Source organism: Nonomuraea sp. NPDC003560 (assembly GCF_042878785.1).
Classification (GTDB): Bacteria; Actinomycetota; Actinomycetes; order Streptosporangiales; family Streptosporangiaceae; genus Nonomuraea.
The window spans coordinates 749,353-768,305 of record NZ_JBIAOF010000003.1 but is presented as its reverse complement, the minus strand read 5'-3'; the positions used below and the strand labels follow the sequence as shown (position 1 = coordinate 768,305).

The window sequence follows — 18,953 nt, the reverse complement described above, 5'->3', positions numbered from 1 at the left end:
GGGGGAGCCGCGGGTCAGCGGCGGTCGTCGTAGCCCGGGTCGACGGTCTCGGGGGCGAGGCCGAGCAGCGTGGCGACCTGCTCGACCACCGTGTCGTGCACCATCGCGCCCAGGGTGTCGCGGTCGCGGGCGCGCGCCTCCAGCGGGCGGCGGTAGATCACCACCGCGGCCGGTGACTGGCCGCTGGCCGCGTCGGCCCGGCCGAACGGGATCGGCTCGGTGCCCATGCTCGGGCCGTCGCCCAGTTCGTTGAGCGGCGGCACCTCCTCGACCGCGAACTCCACGGCGGACAGCTGTTTGTCCCACCGGGGCCGCAGCCGGTCGACGGCGTCGAGGACGAGGTCGTCGAAGCGCTCGCTGCGGGAACGGGCCATGGGGACGTGGGAGGGGGCGAGGGGGCCGCGCAGGCCACGACCGTGGCGATCGCGCCGTCTGGGACCGCGCTTTGGAGTCACCGACCAAGTGTAAGGGCACGTGCCCGCGAACCCCCGGAACCCCCGCCCGCGTCGCCGCACTCAGGGGGGTGGGGGAAGGAGCGCTTCCGACGGACGCCCTCACGCCCGGCTGTGCGTTCCGGCTCGTCACCTTCCTCGGTAGACGATCAAGGAATCAGGAAAGTACGGCGCGGCCGGTGTGGCGTCAGCGGCGAGGGGGCAAGGTTGTCCCTCAGGCGCGCGCATCGGCGCATGTGGGTGGAAAGCCTGCGACAGGTGTCCGAATTGTGGCGACACGCTCGTTAAGAGCGCTCAGATAGTGGCGCCTCGCACTCTTACCAGATACGGTCCCTCCGTGAGCCCCGTCCGCCGCTGTTCCCGCACCGCTTGCAGCCAGCCTGCCGTCTTCACGCTCACGTACGTATACGCCGACTCGACCGCAGTTCTCGGCCCTCTGGCGACGTACGCCGAGCCACACTGTTACGACCTGTGCGCCGAACACGCCGAGCGGCTGACCGCTCCCCGCGGCTGGGAGGTCGTCCGGCTCCCCACCGACGGCAACTCCCCCAGCTCAGACGACCTGGAGGCGCTGGCCAACGCGGTCAGGGAAGCCGCCAGGCCCACCCCGTCCGGCAGCGGCGAGCCGGTCGGCCAAGGGGTCGAGGTCGGGCGCAGGGGCCACCTGCGCGTTCTCCGGTCGGCCCAGCAGCACCGCGACCGGTAGGCTCGTTTCACACGACAAACGACCTAGGGCGGAGCTGGAGAGTGGGCGACCTCGCCAAGATCTTCAAAGCGTACGACGTTCGCGGGGTGGTTCCCGACGAGCTCGACGAGCCGATCGCCGAGGCCGTGGGTGCGGCGTTCGTCGAGGTGACCGGAGCCGCGTCCGTCGTGGTCGCCCATGACATGCGAGAGTCCTCCGTGCCGCTGGCCGAGGCGTTCGTCAGGGGCGCCCGCTCGCGCGGCGCCGACGTCGTGTTCGCCGGGCTGGGCTCCACCGACCTGCTCTACTACGCCAGCGGCAGCCTCGGCCTGCCCGGCGTGATGTTCACCGCCAGCCACAACCCGGCCCGCTACAACGGGATGAAGATGTGCCGCGCCGGCGCGGTGCCGATCGGCGGCGAGACCGGGCTGGCCGAGATCCGCGACCGCGCGGCCGAGCTGCTGGGCGCCCCCGCCACCCCGACCGGGTCGCTGATCGAGAAGGACCTGCTGTCCGGCTACGGCGCCCACCTGCGCGGGCTCGTCGACCTGTCGGCGATCCGGCCGCTCAAGGTCGTCGCCGACGCCGGCAACGGCATGGCCGGCCACACCGTCCCGGCCGTGTTCGAGGGCCTGCCGCTGGAGCTGGTCCCGCTCTACTTCGAGCTCGACGGGAGCTTCCCCAACCACGAGGCCAACCCGCTGGAGCCGCAGAACCTCCTCGACGTGCAGCGGGCCGTCGTCGAGAGCGGCGCCGACCTGGGCCTCGCCTTCGACGGCGACGCCGACCGCTGCTGGGTGGTCGACGAGCGGGGCGCGTCCGTCTCGCCGTCGGCCGTCACCGCCCTGGTCGCCACCCGTGAGCTGGCCAAAGACCCCGGCGGCACGATCATCCACAACGTGATCACCTCGCTCGGCGTGCCGGAGATCGTCCGCGAGCACGGCGGCACGCCCGTGCGCACGCGCGTCGGCCACTCCTTCATCAAGGCGGAGATGGCCCGCACCGGCGCGATCTTCGGCGGCGAGCACTCCGCCCACTACTACTTCCGCGACTTCTGGTTCGCCGACTCGGGCCTGCTCGCCGCGATGCACGTGCTGGCCGCGCTCGGCGAGCAGGAGCGCCCGCTGTCCCAGGTGGTGGCCGCCTACTCGCGCTACCACGCCTCCGGCGAGCTCAACAGCGCGGTCGCCGACCAGGATGAGGCGCTGGCGCTCGTCCGCGCGGCCTTCGCGGGCCGCGGCGAGGTCGACGAGCTCGACGGCCTGACGATCACCGGCCCCGACTGGTGGTTCAACCTGCGCGCGTCCAACACCGAGCCGCTCCTCAGGCTGAACGCCGAGGCGGCCGACGAGAGCAAGATGAAGGCGATCAAGGACGAGGTCCTCGCCATCGTGGGAAGGGTGTCACTGTGAAGATCGACGACTGGCTGCTGGAGATTCTGGCCTGCCCGGCCTGCAAGGCGCCCCTGCGCGCCGAGGCCGAGACCGAGGAGCTGGTCTGCACGGACTGCGGTCTGATCTACCCCGTGCGCGACGACATCCCCGTCCTGCTGGTCGATGAGGCAAGGAAGCCGTGACCTGGGAGCCCGGGCGGCTCGATGACCAGCAACACCTCACCGCGGCCGATCCGGGCGGCATGCTGCTCGCGGTCGCGGCCTCGGCCGCCCAGGTGCGCACGGGTCACCGTGCCGCGGTCGAGGCCGGCGTCGACCGGCTGTCCGCCCAGGGCCGCCCGCGGGCCGTCGTGGTCGCGGGCATGGGCACGGCGGGCCTGACCGGAGACATCCTCGCGGCGGTGTGCGGCAACGGCGTGCCGGCGCCGATCGTGACGTTGCGGTCCTACCAGCTGCCGGGCTGGGTCGGCGCGACCGACCTGGTCATCGCCGTCTCCGCCACCGGCGACGACGACGAGACGGTCTCCGTCGCCGTCCAGGCCGTGCGGCGGGGGTGCGGGCTGCTGGCGGTGTGCCCGCCGGGCTCGCCGTTGGAGGCCGTGGCCGTGCAGGCGTCGGCGATCCACGTCCCGGTGCGGGTCGAGGGGCAGCCGAGGTCGGGGCTGTGGCTGCTGACGGTTCCGGTGATCGTGGCCGCGTCAGCGCTCGGGCTGGTCACCGCCGGGCCCGAGGTGTTCGAGCGGGTGGCCGCGATCCTGGAGGACATCGCCAACCGCTGCCGTCCCTCCAGTGAGTCCTTCGTCAATCCGGGTAAATCGCTCGCCACGGACCTGGCCGAGAGCATCCCGATGATCTGGGGTTCCTCGCCGGTGGCCTGCGCGGCGGCGTACCGGCTGGCCTGCCAGCTCAACGAGACCGGCAAGTACCCCGCGGTCTTCGGCCAGCTGCCCGAGGCCGGCCACAACCAGGTGGCGGCTCTGGAGGGGCCGCTGGCCGAGCGGGACATCTTCGCCGACGAGGCCGGGCCGACGCTCAGGCTCGTCATGCTGCGCGACGTCGAGGAACATCCCCAGGTCACGCGGCAGCGCGAGGCGTCGCTGCGGCTCGCGCACGACCGTGACGTGCCGGTCACCGAGCTGGCCGCGGAGGGCGTGCATCCGCTCGAACGGCTGGCCACGCTCGTCGGCCTGGCCGACTACGCCGCCACCTACCTGGCCCTCGGCTACGCCGTCGATCCGACGCCTGTGGCCACGATCAATGAGCTTCGGGCCAGGATTTCCCAATAGGATCCCATGTCAGGGTCTTTTTAGGTGATCTTTATGAGTGGAGACGTCCGGTGAGCGCGAGTGGTGGCACGAAGGCAATCATTGCGGCGCTGAGCGCCAACCTGGCGATCGCGGTGTCGAAGTTCGTGGCGGCGTTCTTCACCGGGTCGTCCTCGATGCTGGCCGAGGGCATCCACTCGGTCGCCGACTCGGGCAACCAGCTCCTGCTGCTGATCGGCGGGAAACGGGCCCAGCGGGCCAGCGACAAGACCCATCCCTTCGGCTACGGGCGCGAGCGTTACTTCTACGCGTTCGTGGTCGCCGTCGTGCTGTTCACGATCGGCGCGGTCTTCTCCCTCTACGAGGGCTGGCACAAGATCTCCGAACCGGCCGAGGTCGACAAGCCCATCTGGGCGTTCGCGGTGCTGATCTTCGCGATCATCGCCGAGGGCTTCTCCTTCCGTACGGCGATCAAGGAGTCCAACCCGCTGCGCGGCAAGCAGTCGTGGTTCGCCTTCATCCGCCGGTCGAAGTCGCCCGAGCTGCCGGTCATCCTGCTGGAGGACCTGGGCGCGCTGCTCGGTCTGATCTTCGCGCTGTTCGGCGTGACGATGGCCGTCATCACCGGCGACGGCGTCTGGGACGGCATCGGCACCCTCATGATCGGCGTGCTGCTGGCGATCATCGCGGTCGTGCTGGCCGTCGAGACCAAGTCGCTGCTGCTCGGTGAGGGCGCCTCGCCCGAGGTCGAGGAGCAGATCCGGGCCGCGCTGGAGGGGGCGCCCGAGGTGGCCAGGATCATCCACATGCGCACGCTGCACCTTGGCCCCGAGGAGCTGCTGGTGGCCGCCAAGATCGCGGTCGAGCACGACGACACGGCCGGCGAGGTGGCCCGCGGCATCGACGAGGCCGAGCGGCGCATCCGCGACGCCGTGCCGATCGCGCGGGTGATCTACCTGGAGCCCGACCTCGACCGGCTGCGCACGACGACGAGCTGACGCTCGTCCCGGAGGCCGGCCGCGCACGACGGCCGGCCGACGCGTCGCGGGGCGTATGACGCTCCGCGGGGCGTATGACGCTCAGCCTTGGGGTCGCAGGAGCCTCAGGGCCTTCTCCTTCTCGAAGTCCAGGGCCCGGCGCGGCACCTGGATGCGGCCGATGCGCACGCCCAGGTCGCGCACGGCCGCGGCCACCTGCGGCTCGCTCAGCACGCGCAACGCGAAGGCCAGCTCGGCGGGCGAGACGTCGAAGCGCTTCTCCAGCTCCACCCCCTGCGCCACGGCGGCCAGCTCCTCGGGCCCGAATCTGCGGTGCGCCCCCCGCTCACGGACCGGCGGCAGCAGGCCCAGCGCCTCCCGGTATCGGAGCATTCGTGGGGACATGCCGAGCCGCTTGGCCGCTTCCGTGATGCGCATCCTTACATTCTTACGTCAGTTTCGCTGTCTCGGAGATGCGGGGCTGCCCGAGCGCCGCCTAAACTCGTCCGCGACAGCAATCGTGACGCGAGGGGAATCCCGATGGACTTCAAGGTCGCCGACCTTTCACTTGCCGACTTCGGCCGTAAGGAAATCCGGCTCGCCGAGCACGAGATGCCCGGCCTCATGGCGATGCGCAAGGAATACGCGGCCTCCCAGCCCCTGCGCGGCGCGAAGATCATGGGCTCCCTGCACATGACGATCCAGACGGCCGTGCTCATCGAGACGCTGGTCGCGCTCGGCGCCGAGGTCCGCTGGGTCAGCTGCAACATCTTCTCCACCCAGGACCACGCCGCCGCCGCGGTCGTCGTCGGCCCCGAGGGCACCGTCGACGACCCGAAGGGCGTCCCCGTGTTCGCCTGGAAGGGCGAGACGCTGGAGGAGTACTGGTGGTGCACCGAGCAGGCCCTCACCTGGCCCGGCGGTGACGCCCCCAACATGATCCTCGACGACGGCGGCGACGCCACGCTCCTCGTGCACAAGGGCGCCGAGTACGAGAAGGCCGGGGCCGTGCCCCCCGCCGGCGCCGACGACCCGGAGGAGTGGCACGTCATCATCGACCTGCTCACCCGCACGGTCGGCGAGGACAAGCGCTGGACGCGCATCGCCGAGAGCATCAAGGGCGTGACCGAGGAGACCACCACCGGCGTGCACCGTCTCTACGAGATGCACAAGAACGGCCAGCTCCTCTTCCCGGCGATCAACGTCAACGACTCGGTCACCAAGTCGAAGTTCGACAACAAGTACGGCTGCCGCCACTCCGTCATCGACGGCCTCAACCGCGCCACCGACGTGCTCATCGGCGGCAAGGTGGCCGTGGTCTGCGGCTACGGCGACGTCGGCAAGGGCTGCGCCGACGCGCTGCGCGGCCAGGGCGCCCGGGTCATCGTCACCGAGATCGACCCGATCTGCGCCCTTCAGGCGGCCATGGACGGCTTCCAGGTCACCACGCTGGAGGACGTCGTCGGCATCGCCGACATCTTCGTCACCACCACCGGCAACTTCAACATCATCACCGCCGAGCACATGGCGCAGATGAAGCACCAGGCGATCGTGTCCAACATCGGCCACTTCGACAACGAGATCGACATGGCCGGCCTGGCCAAGCTGCCCGGCATCGTGAAGAACAACATCAAGCCGCAGGTCGACGAGTGGGTCTTCGCCGACGGCCACTCGATCATCGTGCTGGCCGAGGGCCGCCTGATGAACCTGGGCTGCGCCACCGGCCACCCCAGCTTCGTCATGTCCAACTCCTTCACCAACCAGGTGATCGCGCAGATCGAGCTGTTCACCAAGACGGCCGAATACCCGATCGGCGTCTACACGCTGCCCAAGCACCTCGACGAGAAGGTCGCCCGCCTTCACCTCGACGCGCTCGGCGTCAAGCTCACCGAGCTGACCAAGGAGCAGGCGGCCTACATCGGCGTGCACGTCGAGGGCCCGTACAAGTCCGACCACTACCGCTACTGATCGGCTGGGCGGCTCCGGGAGGGGGGTCCCTCCCGGAGCCGTGCTTTTTCGCGAGGGGCTGGGCATGGATCTCTGGGAAAGCGGCGAGCGGCAGATCTCCTGGGCCGCGCGCTCGATGCCGGTGCTGACCGCCATCGGCGAGCGGTTCGCGCTCGAACGCCCGCTCGACGGGCTCAAGATCGCGGCCTGCCTGCACGTCACCGCCGAGACGGCCGTGCTCATGGGCGCGCTGAAGGCGGGCGGCGCCGAGATCGCGCTGGCCGCCTCCAACCCGCTGTCCACCCAGGACGACGTGGCCGAGGCCCTGCGCGCGTACGGGATCGCCGTGCACGCGCGGGCCGGGGTCGATCGCGCCACCTACTACCTGCACATCCACCAGGCCCTCGACCTCGGCCCCGACCTCGTGCTCGACGACGGCTGCGACCTGGTGAACATCCTGCACACCGAGCGCACCGACCTCCTCGAAGGAGTGAGCGGCGGGTGCGAGGAGACCACGACCGGCATCATCCGGCTGCGGCAGATGGCGGCCGAGCAGGCGTTGCGCTTCCCGGTCGTGGCCGTCAACGACACCCGTACGAAGCGCATGTTCGACAACCGGTACGGCACCGGGCAGTCCACCCTCGACGGGATCATGCGCGCCACCAACACCATGCTCGCGGGCCGTACGGTCGTGGTGGCCGGGTTCGGGTTCTGCGGGCGCGGCGTGGCCGAGCGGGCCAAGGGCCTCGGCGCGCGGGTCGTCGTCACCGAGATCGACGCCGTCAAGGCCCTCGACGCCACCCTGCAGGGCTACGAGGTGCGTCCCATGGCCCAGGCGGCGATGATCGGCGACCTGTTCGTCACCGTGACGGGCAACCGGGACGTCATCAGGGCCGAGCACCTGTCCGTGATGAAGGACGGCGCGATCCTGGCCAACGCCGGCCACTTCGACGTCGAGATCGACGTGCGGGCCCTCGACGAGATGGCCCGCGAGGTGCACCGGGGGGTGCGCCCGAACACCGACGAGTACGTCATGCCCGACGGCAGCCGCCTGCTGCTGCTGGCCGAGGGCCGCCTGGTCAACCTGACCGCCGCCGAGGGCCATCCGGCGGCCGTCATGGACATGTCGTTCTCCGCGCAGGCACTGGCCGTGGCCTGGCTGGCGGGGCAGCGGGCGGGCCTGGTGCCCGGCGTGTACGACGTGCCGGAGGAGATCGACCACGAGGTGGCCAAGCTCAAGCTGGCCGCCGCCGGCATCGGCATCGACACGCTGACCCCGGAGCAGGAGGACTACCTCCACTCCTGGCGGGTCGGCTCCTAGGGAGCTAGAGAGCCGCCTGCATCTCCTGCATGCGGCGGATCTCGGCCGTCTGGGTGACGCTGACGTCCGTGGCCAGCTCCTCGATCTTGATGTGCGAGCCCGCGGTCAGGACCCGGTCGGACATCTCAAGGGCGCCCAGATGGTGTTTGATCATCAGCTCCAGGAACAGCCGGTCGAAGCCCTTGCCCGTGGCCGCCTTCAGCGCCGCCATCTGCTCGGGCGTGGCCATGCCGGGCATGTCGCCGTGCGCCGCGTGGTGGTCGGGCACCTTCTGGTCCTGCTCCTTGAGCCAGGTGGTCATGAACTGGATCTCCGGGCCCTGGGCCGTCTTGATCCGGTCGGCCAGGCCCTTGAGCTTGACGGAGTCCGCCCTGGTGGGAGCCAGGATCGCCATGTCGAGGGCCTGCCGGTGATGGACGATCATGTCCTGGACGTACGTGATGTCGGCGGCGTTGGCCGTGGGCCCGGGGACGGCGGTGGCCGCCTCGCCCGGGGCCAGCGTGCGGGCCTGCTCGCCGGGACGGCCGGGGGCGAGCACCGGCGCGGTGGAGTCGGCCCGCGGGGCGGAGGACGCGCCGGAGGAGCAGCCGGACAGGGCAATCAGCGTGCCCGCGATGACGATGAGCGCGCCGCGCACTCGGCCTCCTGACTGGCTCGGGACGAGAATGCGGACTCTAGGCCATATACCGCTCCAGCGAAAGAGGTTGAAACGGAACAAGATTTGACACATTGGACACTGGCCAGGTCCTGGCGGCGTGAGCGACGATGACGGAGATTTATGCCCCCTTTATAGGAGGACCACGGAGTGTTCACCCCCCGAAGGGCCCTCATCCTGGTCGCCGCCCTCGTGGCGGCAACGGGCGCCACACTGCCCGCCCAGGCTGCGGACATCCCGGCTCCCGGCGAGATCGTCATGAGCTCCAACATCACGCACGTCACGAACGTGCCCAAGCCGCAGGCGCTGTCCGACATCCACACCGACATGGCCTTCCAGGGCGACTACGCCTTCGTCGGCAACTACTACGGCTTCTCGATCTACGACATCAAGCAGCCGAAGAAGACGTCGCTGGTGAGCTCGGTCGTGTGCCCCGGCGGCCAGATGGACATGTCCGTCTACGGCAATCTGCTGTTCGGGTCCGTCGACTCCTCGCGCAACGACGACTCGTGCAGCAGCACCTCCCAGAGCGCCTCCGTCAAGGAGTCGTGGGAGGGCATGCGCATCTTCGACGTGAGCGACAAGTCCAACCCCAAGTACGTCAAGTCGGTCGAGACCAACTGCGGCTCGCACACCAACACGCTGGTGCCCGGCCGCGACGGCAAGAACGTCTACATCTACGTCTCCTCCTACGGCCCCAACGCGAACTACCCGGACTGCAAGCCGCCGCACGACCTGATCTCGATCATCAAGGTCCCGCTGGACAACCCGGCCGGCGCGGCCGTCGTCGCGACGCCGAACCTGTTCCCCGACGGCGGCAACCCCGGCCTGCCGCTGCCGTACCCGAACGGCAAGTCGGCCACCACCGGCTGCCACGACATCACCGCCTACCCCGAGAAGGGCATCGCCGCGGGCGCCTGCATGGGCGAGGGCATCCTGCTCGACATCTCCGACCCCGAGCAGCCCAAGGTCACCGCGAAGGTGCGCGATGACGTGAACTTCGCGTTCTGGCACTCGGCCACGTTCAACAACGAGGGCACGAAGGTCGTCTTCACCGACGAGCTGGGCGGCGGCAGCCGGGCCACCTGCAACGCGGCCATCGGCCCGAACAAGGGCGCCAACGCCTACTACGACATCGTCGGCGGGCAGCTCGTGTTCAAAGGCTACTTCAAGATCGCCCGGCACCAGGCCGACACCGAGAACTGCGTCGCGCACAACGGCTCGCTGATCCCGGTCAAGGGCCGCGACGTCATGGTGCAGGCGTGGTACCAGGGCGGCATCTCGGTGGTGGACTTCACCGACTCCGCCCACCCGCAGGAGATCGCCTACTTCGAGCGCGGGCCGGACGAGACCGCTCCGCCGCTCGACGGCGGCTTCTGGTCGGCGTACTACTACAACGGCTACATCTACGGCTCGGACTTCAACCTGGGCCTGGACGTGCTCAAGCTCAACGACCCGCGGACGAACCAGGCCAACAGCGTCAAGATGGGCCAGCTGAACGCGCAGACGCAGGGCTCGTACCCCGAGCACGGGCGCGGCGTCCCCGGCGGCAACTGATCCGCTGCATGATCTCGCGCCGCCGGCTCACTGCGGCGGCGCGAACCCGCCCGGAGTCGCCTTCGGCGGCTCCGGCACGGGCCCCGGCTGAGGCCGCCGCGGAGCTCCCTGCGGCTGCGCCTGCGGGTACGGCGCCTGCGGATGCGTCTGCGGGTACGGTCCCTGCTGCTGGTAGGGCCCCTGCGGCGCATAAGGCCCCGGCTGCGGGTACGGCCCCGGCTGCGGGTACGGCGCGTACGGCGTGGGCCGCGGCGCGGCGCCGGCTGCCAGGGCGGCCTGGCGCGCGAAGCGGGCCTCCTCCCGCCGCCGGCGCTCGGCCAGCACCGCGCTCAGGTACGCGTGCGGCGGCACCCCCGCGGGCGCGGCCGGTGACACGAAGGCCGCGGTCTGCGTCGCGATGCGCACCCCCATGTCGTGCTGGACCTGCGGCGTGAGGTCGTGCCAGCGCATCAGGTACTGGCGGGCGGCCTGCGCCACCTCCTCGGGAAGCTGGGAGAGCTCCAGGGTGGCGGCCCACGCGGCCAGCGGCGGCGGCATGAGGATGGCCTGCCCGCTCTCGCGCGGCCCTCGGTCGGAGATCACGATGGTCCCGGCGAAGATGTCGCCGAGCCGCTTGCCCCGCTGGGAGACCAGCGAGGAGATCAGCGCGGGCGCGCCGGAGAACATCCAGAACTCCACCAGCCCGGCCAGCCCGCGGAACAGCGCCTGCCGGAAGCGTTCCGGGCTGCCGTCGTCGGCGACCACCCGCAGGCCGAGCGCCAGCTTGCCGAGGCTGCGCCCCCTGCTGAGCGTCTCGAAGAGCACCGGATAGCCGATCATGACCAGCACCAGCAGCACGATCATGGCCGCGCCGAGCATGGCGTCGTCCGAGACGACCGCGAACGCGCCCAGGAGCATGTACGCGCCGATCAGCACGACGAGCTGCACCGTCATGTCGATGACGAACGCCAGCGCGCGCGAGGGCATCTGGGCCACCCGCACCTCGACGACGACGGCGTCCCCGGTCACAACCTCTGACATATGTGGAGCCTAACGGCAATGCCGCATTGATTGAGCGGCCACAATGGTCGGGTGGACATCGATGCGTTCGTCACAGCACACCGCCCCGTCTGGGACCGGCTCGACCACCTGGTCAAGAACCGCTCCTCGCTGACCGGCGCGGAAGTGGACGAACTGGTCGACCTCTATCAGCGGGTGTCCACGCACCTGTCCATCGTGCGCTCCTCCTCCCGCGACGCGGTGCTGGCCGGACGGCTGTCGGCGCTGGTGGCCAGGGCCAGGTCGGCGGTGACCGGCGCGCACACGCCCGCCTGGCGGGAGCTGGCCCGCTTCTTCACCGTCTCCTTCCCCGTGGTGGCCTACCGGGCGCGGTGGTGGTGGCTGGCCGCGGCGCTGGCCAGCATCGCGGTCGCGTGGGTGCTGGGGGCGTGGGTGGCCGCCAACCCCGACGTGCAGGCGTCGATCGCCTCGCCGGACGAGATCGCCCAGCTCGTCGACCACGACTTCGCCGACTACTACTCCGAGCACCCCGCCGCCTCCTTCGCCAGCCACGTGTGGGTCAACAACGCCTGGGTGTCGGCCCAGGTCATCATCTACGCCATCCTGCTCGGCATCCCCATCCCGTTCATCCTCTACAGCAACGCCGAGAACGTCGGCGTCTCGGCCGGACTGATGGCCTCCAGGGGCAAGCTGGACATCTTCTTCGGCCTGATCACGCCGCACGGCCTGCTGGAGCTGACCGGCGTCTTCCTGGCCGCCGCCGTCGGCCTGCGCCTGGGCTGGACGGTGATCGATCCGGGGCCGCGCAAACGGCTGGAGGCGCTGGCCGAGCAGGGCAGGGCGGTGATGAGCGTCGCGCTCGGGCTGGTCGTGGTGCTGTTCGTGTCGGGCCTGATCGAGGCGTTCGTGACGCCGTCCGGGCTGCCCACGGCCGTGCGGGTGGGCATCGGCGTGCTCGCCGAGGCGGCCTTCCTGGCGTACGTGATCGTCTTCGGCCGCAGGGCCCTGCGCGAGAACGAGACCGGCGACGTCGAACGCGCCCCCGACGTCGCCCCCACGGCCTAGCGGCCCCCGGTCTAGAGCCGGCCCGCGGCCTTCAGCGCCAGGTAGGCGTCCGCCAGCGCGGGCGCGATGTCCTCGGGCGGCGCGTCCACGACCTCGACGCCGTGCCGGCGCAGCCTGGCCGTGATGCGCCTGCGCGCGAGCTGGGCCTGCTCGGCCGCCGCCGCGTCGTAGACCTCCTCGGTGCTGCCGCGCCGGGCCGCCATGGCCGCCACCCGCGGGTCGGACACGCCCGCGACCAGCACCAGGTGCCGAGAGGACAGCTGCGACAACACCGGCATCAGGCCCTCGTCGAGCGCCGCCGCGTTGAGGTCGGTGAGCAGCACGACCAGGCAGCGCCGCTTGGCCCGGGACAGGACGGCGGCCACCATGCCCTGCCCGTCGGCCTCGACCAGCTCGGCCTCGATCGGCGCCATCACGTTGACCAGCGACGACAGCAGCTCGGTACGGGACGCGCCGCTCACCCACGCGCGCACCGCCCGGTCGTAGGCCAGGAAGTCGACCTGGTCGCCGGCCCGGGCGGCGAGCGCGGCCAGCAGCAGCGCCGCGTCCATCGACCAGTCGAGCCGGGGCCAGCCGGGGGCGGGCCGGGGGTCGGGACGTACCAGCAGCCCCGGGCCCTGCGCGGCGGCCCCGGCCAGGGGCAGTGGGGCGTCGCCCACCCGGCCCGCCGACGTGCGGCCGGTGTCGAGCACGATCAGCACGCGCCGGTCGCGCTCCGGCCGCCACGTGCGCACGACCACGTCGTTGCGGCGCGCCGTGGCCCGCCAGTCGATGGACCGCACGTCGTCGCCCACCACGTACTCGCGCAGCGAGTCGAACTCGGTGCCCTGCCCGCGCACCAGCGCCGGATGCCGGCCGTCGAGCTCGCGCAGCCGCGCCAGCCTGGACGGCAGGTGCTTGCGCGACAGGAACGGCGGCAGCACCCGCACCGACCAGGGCGAACGGTGGCTGCCCTGCCGGGCGGCCAGGCCGAGCGGCCCGACCGAGCGCACGGTCACCGCCGCCGACGACCGGTCCCCGCGCCTGGTCGGGTTGAGCGTGACCACGATCCTGCGCCGCTCGCCGCCCGGCACGTCGAGCTCGGCGACCCGGGGGACGGCCCCGGCCGAGGGCGGCCAGGCGTCCCTGATCCGGCCGCGCACCCGCCGGCGGCCCGGGTTCTCCACGATCAGCTCCACCGTGGCCGTCTGCCCCAGCCGTACGAGCGTGTCGCCCGAACGGTGGAACCGCAGGGGCCGCACGGCGCCCGCGAACACCAGGTCCACGATGATCGCGGCGGCCAGCAGCAGGCAGACCCCGGCCAGCGCGGCCCCGGGCTGCGGCGCGAGCAGCACGACCACGATCCCGGCCGCGGCGAGCAGCCCGGCGCGTCCCGTCAGAGCCATCGGCGCCTCCCGGCCGAGCCCGCCGCGGACCTCTCGCGTGCGTCGGAGCGGGCCATCAGCGCGGGACCGGGACCGAGGCCAGGATGCCGTCGAGCAGGCCGTCGGCGGTCGCGCCCTCCAGCTCGGCCTCGGGCCGCAGCTGGACGCGGTGCCGCAGCGCCGGCCTGGCCAGCGCCTTCACGTCGTCGGGCGTCACGTAGGGGCGCCCGGACAGCCACGCCCACGCCCTGGAGGCGGCCAGCAGCGCCGTCGCGCCACGTGGCGAGACGCCGAGCTGCAGCGACGCCGAGCTCCTGGTCGCGCGGGCCACGTCGACGATGTAGCCGAGCACCTCGGGGGCCACGTGCACCTGGGAGACCGCCTCGCGGCCGGCCGCCAGGTCCTCGGCCGTGGCCACGGGCTTGACGTCGGACAGGTCGCGCGGGTCGAAGCCGCGCGCGTGCCGTTCGAGCACCGAGATCTCGTGGTCGCGCGGCGGCAGCGGCACGGTGAGCTTGAGCAGGAACCGGTCGAGCTGGGCCTCGGGGAGCTGGTAGGTGCCCTCGTACTCGACCGGGTTCTGGGTCGCGCAGACCACGAACGGGTCGGGCAGCGGACGGGCCGCGCCCTCCACGCTCACCTGCCGCTCCTCCATGGCCTCCAGCAGCGCCGCCTGCGTCTTGGGCGGGGTGCGGTTGATCTCGTCGGCGAGCAGCAGGTTCGTGAAGACCGGCCCCTCCCTGAACTCGAACTCGCTGGACTTCGCGTCGTAGATCAGCGAGCCGGTCACGTCGCCCGGCATCAGGTCGGGCGTGAACTGCACGCGCTTGAAGTCGAGCGACAGGGCCGCTGAGAGAGTGCGCACCATCAACGTCTTGGCCACGCCCGGCACGCCTTCGAGCAGCACGTGCCCCCGGCACAGCAGGGCGATGACGAGCCCGGTGACCACGGCGTCCTGGCCGACCACGGCCTTGGACACCTCGGCCCGCAGCGCGCCGAGCGCCTCCCTGGCCGCCTCGCCCGAGGGGGCCACGCGGAAAGTCTCCTCAGAGTTCACTGACCTGCCTTTCGATGGAGTCCAAGTACCCGGCCAGCGCGACGAGCCCGGCGTCGTCGGCCGGCGGCGGGCCGTACAGTGCGGCGCCGACCACCTGCGGGTCGTCGGCGATGCGCGCCGCCAGGGCCGCGACCAGCTCGTGCGGCCCGGCGCCCTGGGCCAGGCCCAGGCGGGGCGTGAGCCGGTCGACCGTGCCGGCGCGCAGCGAGTCGGCGGCCCGCTGCCTGGCCCTCCTGGCGCGGTAGAGCCTGCCGCGGCCCTCGACCGTCTCGGCGGCCCGCACGACGACGGGCAGCTTCTCGGTCACCACCGGCCCGAGGCGGCGCCCCCGCCAGAACGCGACGAGCGCCACGGTCAGGCAGGTCATCAGGATCGCCCACGGCACGCTCGGAGGCATCAGCTCGTACATCGACTTGCCCTCGGAGCCGGGCAGGTCGAGCGGGGGCGGATTGTCCGGGCGGACCAGCCAGGTGACGGGCCTGCCGGTGCCGACGAGGTTGAGCGCGAGGGCCGCGTTGCCGTCCTCGGGCAGGCGCAGGTTGGTCATGAACGCGCCGTCGCCGACGACCGTGGTGGTGGCGCCGTCGCCGGTGCGGTAGCTGACCAGGGAGTAGCCGTCGCCCGCGGGGTAGCAGGAGGCGGCGCCGGGCGGGCCGTTCAGCACCAGGCCGCCGACGTGCGCGCTGCCGGCCCGCGTGGCGGCGGGCAGTGCGCACCCGGGCTCGCGGGAGCGCACCCGCGACGGCTCGCGCTCGGTGCTCGTGCCGGGAGCCAGCACGCCGAGGCCGGGCAGGTCGCCGACGATCAGCCGGTCGCCGGGGATCTCGGCGAGCCGGTGCTCGTCGAGGTAGGTCAGGTCGGTGACCAGCAGCAGCCGGCCGCCGCCCGCGGCCTTGGCGGCGGCCGCCTCGACCGAGTCGACCCGGTCGACCTGGACGCCCCGCGCCCGCAGCAGCTCCGCCAGCGCCTTCGACCCGGCGAGCGAGGTGTCGGCGGGGTCGAGGAAGCGCGAGGGGCCCCGCTGCGGGCCGAGCAGCACCGCGGCCACCGCGACCAGGACGACGACCAGGCCCAGTACGACGATCACGCGGCTCGCCCGCCAGGTGGAGCGGGCGGTGGGGGAGGTGGCGGCGGAGGGCCCGGCGGCCTCCGGCGCGGAGCCGGTGGCCGGGGCGGCGACCGGGGTGGTGACCGGAGTGGTGACCGGGGTGGTGTTCGCGCTCGGCGCGCCGCCGGCCGCGGCCGGCTCCGAGTTCCAGACGCTCACGACGGCCCGCCTCCCACGGCGAGCGGGACGGGCCGCGCCTGGCGCAGCCGCTCGTCCAGGTCGCTCATCGCCTGGTACGCGGCCTGCGTGCCGGGCACGCCGCCGTAGCTGACGTCGTCGAACGAGCGCGCGGCGGCGGCCAGCTCGGCGGCGAAGCCGGGCAGCGCCCTGCCCGCCTCGGCGGCCAGCTCGTCGGCCGTGCGGCCCGGCATGCCGTCCACCAGCGCGCGTTCCTCCAGGTCGCGGGCGATGGCGCGGAGGCGTTCGCGGATGGCCTGCGTCCAGTCGCCCTCGGCGGCCAGGCGTTCGGCGGCCCTGCGATGCTCGGCGGCGTTGAGCACGCGCTCGCCGTAGAGGCCGCCGGCGGCCATGGCGTTCCGCCGGGCGGTCCTGCGCAGCCGCCAGCCGACCAGCAGGATCACGCCCAGGATGATGAGCGTGATCACGATCGCGGCGATGATCCCGCCGGCCGGGCCGCCGCCCGTCACGGCGTCGGTCAGGTCGCCGATGAACTGGACGAAACGCCGGTAGAGCTGGTCGAACAGGGATTCCTTCTCGTATCCGGGCTTGAGGAGCTCCTCGGCCGCCTTGCGCGCCGCCTCCTCCCGGCCGACCGGGCTCACGACCTGGCTGAGTTGGACGGGTGCCAGAGATCGTCGGCCGAGGCGTGCACCCAACCCTGGCGCTGCTGCTCGATCGCCGCCGTCTGCAGCACGAGGTCGAACGCCTCGCCGCGCATGCGCCGGTCGGCGTAGAGCAGGCCGGAGACGCCGGCCTGGAAGGGATAGGCGAACATCGAGCTCAGCGTGGCGCCGGCGGCGATGAACACCGCCGCGATCACGGCCGAGCCCGGCGAGCCGCCGCCGAGCATGCCGATCAGCGTCCCGCCGAACGAGAACGGCACCGACAGCACCCCCGACACCAGACCGACCAGCAGCGACGTCAGCAGCAGGATGCCGAGCACCCGCCAGAAGTCGCCGGTCACCAGGTGCCACGAGCGCCGCATCGCGTCGATCGGGCCCCTGCCCTCCAGCACCACGGCGGGCGCGGCGAACGCGAAGCGCGTGGTGATGAACAGGTAGTACGGGATGAACAGCAGGACGAACAGCCCCATCACGCCGATGGTCAGCCCGACGCCCTCGGAGGAGGAGACGTTCATCGCCAGCGCCACCACGACCAGCGTGAGGACGATCAGGGGCACGACCATCATGGCGGCCATCAGCCCGACGACTCCGAACAGCGCCGGGAGCCGGCCCTTGCTGAGGTGCCAGGCCTCGGCTGCGGTGATGTTGCCGCCGAAGACGGCCCGGCCGAGGATGCGCGTCAGCACGCCGGTCAGCACCGTGACCACGACGAACTGGATCGCGTACGAGACCAGCATGCCGCCGTACTGGGCGACGATGCCGTAGAAGCTGTCGAGACCGGCGGAGGCGGCCTGCGGGTCGTCGAGGACGTCGCCCATCGAGCCGAGCATGACCGCCTGTCCCACGGCCAGCGGCACCGCGCCGAGCAGGGCGGCGACGGCGGACAGGCCGAGCACGGCCTTGGGGTTGGACCTGATCAGCTTGATCGTGCCGTCGAGGATGTCGCCGAGCCCCAGCGGCCGCAGCGGGATGATGCCGGGCCGCAGCGCGGGCGGCGGCATGTAGCCGTAGCCGGGCTGCTGGTAGGCGCCCTGCTGGTAGCCGGCTTGCTGGTATCCGGGCTGCTGGTGTCCCGGCTGTTGGTATCCGGGCTGGGGGTACCCCGGTTGCGGATGGCCGGACTGCGGGTGGCCCGGCTGGGGGTAGGGTGGCTGAGGCCCCGGCGGGCCGTAGGGCGGCGGCTGGGGGGCTTCGCCCTGCGGCTCGTACGGTTGGCCGTACGGCGTCTGCGTGGGCGATCCCGGCGCGGTCCACGGTGAAGCCTGCGGGGCGCTGTAGGGCGGGGGCTGTTCGGCAGACCAGCCTGGGGGCGTCTCGGGCGTGCGTCCGTGACCGTCTGACATATCCCAATCCTGGCACGCTGGGCGGGTGGCTGGTGTCACCGAGGCGATTCGCCGGCTCATCTTGCCCTCATTTATCGGCGAAACGGGGCAAGGAAGGCAGCCGGGGATGGCCGAAAGTCGCTCCGTTACCGCAGACTGGGTTTGTGGTTGCCGGGGGAACCTAAAATTCGCCTTTCGCAGGGCTCATGTCCCACACATGGGCCGACCAAGGGTAACCTTCAGCGATCGTGCGGGTATGTCCCACAATGCGTAGAACGAATGAGGGGCCATGAAAGGTCGCGTGCTGGTCGTCGACGACGACGCCGCTCTCGCCGAGATGCTCGGCATCGTGTTGCGCGGAGAAGGCTTCGAGCCGTCCTTCGTCTCCGACGGCGACAAGGCGCTCGACGCGTTCCGGGATACACGCCCGGACCTTGTCCTGCTCGACCTGATGCTGCCGGGCGCCGACGGCATCGACGTGGCGCGCAGGATCAGGGCGGAGTCGGGGGTGCCGATCGTGATGCTCACCGCCAAGAGCGACACGATCGACGTCGTGCTCGGGCTGGAGTCCGGCGCCGACGACTACATCGTCAAGCCGTTCAAGCCCAAGGAGCTCGTGGCGCGGGTGCGGGCGCGGCTGCGCCGTACCGACGAGCCGACGCCCGAGATCCTGCAGATCGGCGACATCACCATCGACGTGGCAGGCCACTCGGTCAAGCGTGGCGAGGAGACGATCAACCTCACGCCGCTGGAGTTCGACCTGCTCGTCGCGCTGGCCCGCAAGCCGCGCCAGGTCTTCACCCGCGAGGTCCTGCTGGAGCAGGTCTGGGGCTACCGGCACGCCGCCGACACCCGGCTGGTGAACGTGCACGTGCAGCGACTCCGCGCCAAGATCGAGAAGGACCCCGAGCACCCCGAGATCGTCGTGACGGTCCGCGGCGTGGGCTACAAAGCCGGCCCCGCCTAGCCTTCGCCCCGCCCCG

19 protein-coding genes are annotated in these 18,953 nt (G+C 71.7%); 10 read left to right on the top strand and 9 right to left on the bottom strand.

The features are described 5' to 3' along the window. Window positions 1-14 precede the first annotated feature (14 nt). Window positions 15-374: a metallopeptidase family protein gene (locus tag ACFYUV_RS14425; RefSeq protein ID WP_221762053.1), complete on the bottom strand. Its 360-nt coding sequence runs from the start codon at window positions 372-374 to the stop codon at window positions 15-17. A gap of 415 nt (window positions 375-789) precedes the next feature. On the opposite strand from ACFYUV_RS14425, the gene ACFYUV_RS14420 reads away from it, so the two are divergent. Genes ACFYUV_RS14420 through ACFYUV_RS14400 form a run of 5 tightly spaced genes read left to right on the top strand, consistent with a single transcriptional unit; the run spans window position 790 to window position 4,793 of the window. Continuing rightward, entirely contained in the window at window positions 790-1,158 is a 369-nt protein-coding gene (locus ACFYUV_RS14420) for a DUF3499 domain-containing protein (RefSeq protein ID WP_352323386.1), read from the top strand. Between the two features lie 41 nt (window positions 1,159-1,199). Beyond that, window positions 1,200-2,549 carry a phosphomannomutase/phosphoglucomutase gene (locus ACFYUV_RS14415; RefSeq protein WP_387668810.1) on the top strand — a complete coding sequence of 450 codons (1,350 nt, stop codon included), beginning with the start codon at window positions 1,200-1,202 and terminating at the stop codon, window positions 2,547-2,549. Beyond that, on the top strand, window positions 2,546-2,713 hold the full coding sequence (locus ACFYUV_RS14410; protein WP_352323388.1) for a Trm112 family protein: 168 nt from the start codon (window positions 2,546-2,548) through the stop codon (window positions 2,711-2,713). The genes ACFYUV_RS14415 and ACFYUV_RS14410 overlap by 4 nt, the downstream gene beginning before the upstream one ends. Next, a complete protein-coding gene (locus tag ACFYUV_RS14405) occupies window positions 2,710-3,816 on the top strand; it encodes an SIS domain-containing protein (protein ID WP_387668808.1) in 1,107 nt (368 codons plus the stop codon). Before ACFYUV_RS14410 ends, ACFYUV_RS14405 begins: the two co-directional genes overlap by 4 nt. Window positions 3,817-3,866: 50 nt before the next feature. Continuing rightward, window positions 3,867-4,793: a cation diffusion facilitator family transporter gene (locus ACFYUV_RS14400; protein WP_387668806.1), complete on the top strand. Its 927-nt coding sequence runs from the start codon at window positions 3,867-3,869 to the stop codon at window positions 4,791-4,793. A gap of 81 nt (window positions 4,794-4,874) precedes the next feature. Here ACFYUV_RS14400 and ACFYUV_RS14395 read toward each other — a convergent pair whose 3' ends face one another. Continuing rightward, window positions 4,875-5,210: a MerR family DNA-binding transcriptional regulator gene (locus ACFYUV_RS14395; protein ID WP_352323391.1), complete on the bottom strand. Its 336-nt coding sequence runs from the start codon at window positions 5,208-5,210 to the stop codon at window positions 4,875-4,877. A 102-nt stretch (window positions 5,211-5,312) separates the two neighbouring features. On the opposite strand from ACFYUV_RS14395, the gene ahcY reads away from it, so the two are divergent. Together ahcY and ACFYUV_RS14385 are read left to right on the top strand one after the other, a co-directional pair. After that, window positions 5,313-6,740, top strand: coding sequence for an adenosylhomocysteinase (ahcY, locus tag ACFYUV_RS14390; protein WP_364325769.1), 1,428 nt, complete (start codon window positions 5,313-5,315; stop codon window positions 6,738-6,740). A gap of 64 nt (window positions 6,741-6,804) precedes the next feature. Beyond that, window positions 6,805-8,040, top strand: a complete 1,236-nt coding sequence (locus tag ACFYUV_RS14385) for an adenosylhomocysteinase (RefSeq protein WP_387668802.1) — start codon at window positions 6,805-6,807, stop codon at window positions 8,038-8,040. 4 nt (window positions 8,041-8,044) lie between these two features. Here ACFYUV_RS14385 and ACFYUV_RS14380 read toward each other — a convergent pair whose 3' ends face one another. Next, window positions 8,045-8,677: a DUF305 domain-containing protein gene (locus ACFYUV_RS14380; RefSeq protein ID WP_358282748.1), complete on the bottom strand. Its 633-nt coding sequence runs from the start codon at window positions 8,675-8,677 to the stop codon at window positions 8,045-8,047. Between the two features lie 168 nt (window positions 8,678-8,845). Here ACFYUV_RS14380 and ACFYUV_RS14375 point away from each other — a divergent pair, with 168 nt between their 5' ends. Then, complete coding sequence (locus ACFYUV_RS14375) at window positions 8,846-10,252, top strand: LVIVD repeat-containing protein (RefSeq protein ID WP_387668800.1); 1,407 nt, start codon at window positions 8,846-8,848, stop codon at window positions 10,250-10,252. Window positions 10,253-10,279: 27 nt separating this feature from the next. On the opposite strand, the gene ACFYUV_RS14370 is transcribed toward ACFYUV_RS14375, so the two are convergent. Beyond that, window positions 10,280-11,272 (bottom strand): RDD family protein, encoded by a 993-nt coding sequence (locus ACFYUV_RS14370; RefSeq protein WP_387668797.1) that lies wholly within the window; start codon window positions 11,270-11,272, stop codon window positions 10,280-10,282. A 51-nt stretch (window positions 11,273-11,323) separates the two neighbouring features. Between ACFYUV_RS14370 and ACFYUV_RS14365 the strand changes: the two genes are divergently transcribed. After that, the gene (locus ACFYUV_RS14365) at window positions 11,324-12,316 is read left to right on the top strand and encodes a stage II sporulation protein M (protein WP_364325757.1); all 993 of its coding nucleotides are present in this window, start codon (window positions 11,324-11,326) and stop codon (window positions 12,314-12,316) included. An 11-nt stretch (window positions 12,317-12,327) separates the two neighbouring features. Here ACFYUV_RS14365 and ACFYUV_RS14360 read toward each other — a convergent pair whose 3' ends face one another. Genes ACFYUV_RS14360 through ACFYUV_RS14340 form a run of 5 tightly spaced genes read right to left on the bottom strand, consistent with a single transcriptional unit; the run spans window position 12,328 to window position 17,991 of the window. Next, window positions 12,328-13,701: a DUF58 domain-containing protein gene (locus ACFYUV_RS14360; protein WP_387668794.1), complete on the bottom strand. Its 1,374-nt coding sequence runs from the start codon at window positions 13,699-13,701 to the stop codon at window positions 12,328-12,330. A gap of 55 nt (window positions 13,702-13,756) precedes the next feature. Next, complete coding sequence (locus ACFYUV_RS14355) at window positions 13,757-14,713, bottom strand: MoxR family ATPase (RefSeq protein ID WP_358282759.1); 957 nt, start codon at window positions 14,711-14,713, stop codon at window positions 13,757-13,759. A 13-nt stretch (window positions 14,714-14,726) separates the two neighbouring features. Beyond that, window positions 14,727-16,004, bottom strand: a complete 1,278-nt coding sequence (locus ACFYUV_RS14350; protein ID WP_387668791.1) for a DUF4350 domain-containing protein — start codon at window positions 16,002-16,004, stop codon at window positions 14,727-14,729. Then, window positions 16,001-16,627, bottom strand: a complete 627-nt coding sequence (locus tag ACFYUV_RS14345; protein ID WP_387668789.1) for a DUF4129 domain-containing protein — start codon at window positions 16,625-16,627, stop codon at window positions 16,001-16,003. The genes ACFYUV_RS14350 and ACFYUV_RS14345 overlap by 4 nt, the downstream gene beginning before the upstream one ends. Beyond that, a complete protein-coding gene (locus tag ACFYUV_RS14340) occupies window positions 16,624-17,991 on the bottom strand; it encodes a glycerophosphoryl diester phosphodiesterase membrane domain-containing protein (RefSeq protein WP_387668787.1) in 1,368 nt (455 codons plus the stop codon). Before ACFYUV_RS14340 ends, ACFYUV_RS14345 begins: the two co-directional genes overlap by 4 nt. Before the next feature lie 268 nt (window positions 17,992-18,259). Between ACFYUV_RS14340 and mtrA the strand changes: the two genes are divergently transcribed. Then, window positions 18,260-18,937: an MtrAB system response regulator MtrA gene (mtrA, locus tag ACFYUV_RS14335; protein ID WP_043620615.1), complete on the top strand. Its 678-nt coding sequence runs from the start codon at window positions 18,260-18,262 to the stop codon at window positions 18,935-18,937. The last annotated feature ends 16 nt before the right edge of the window (window positions 18,938-18,953 follow it).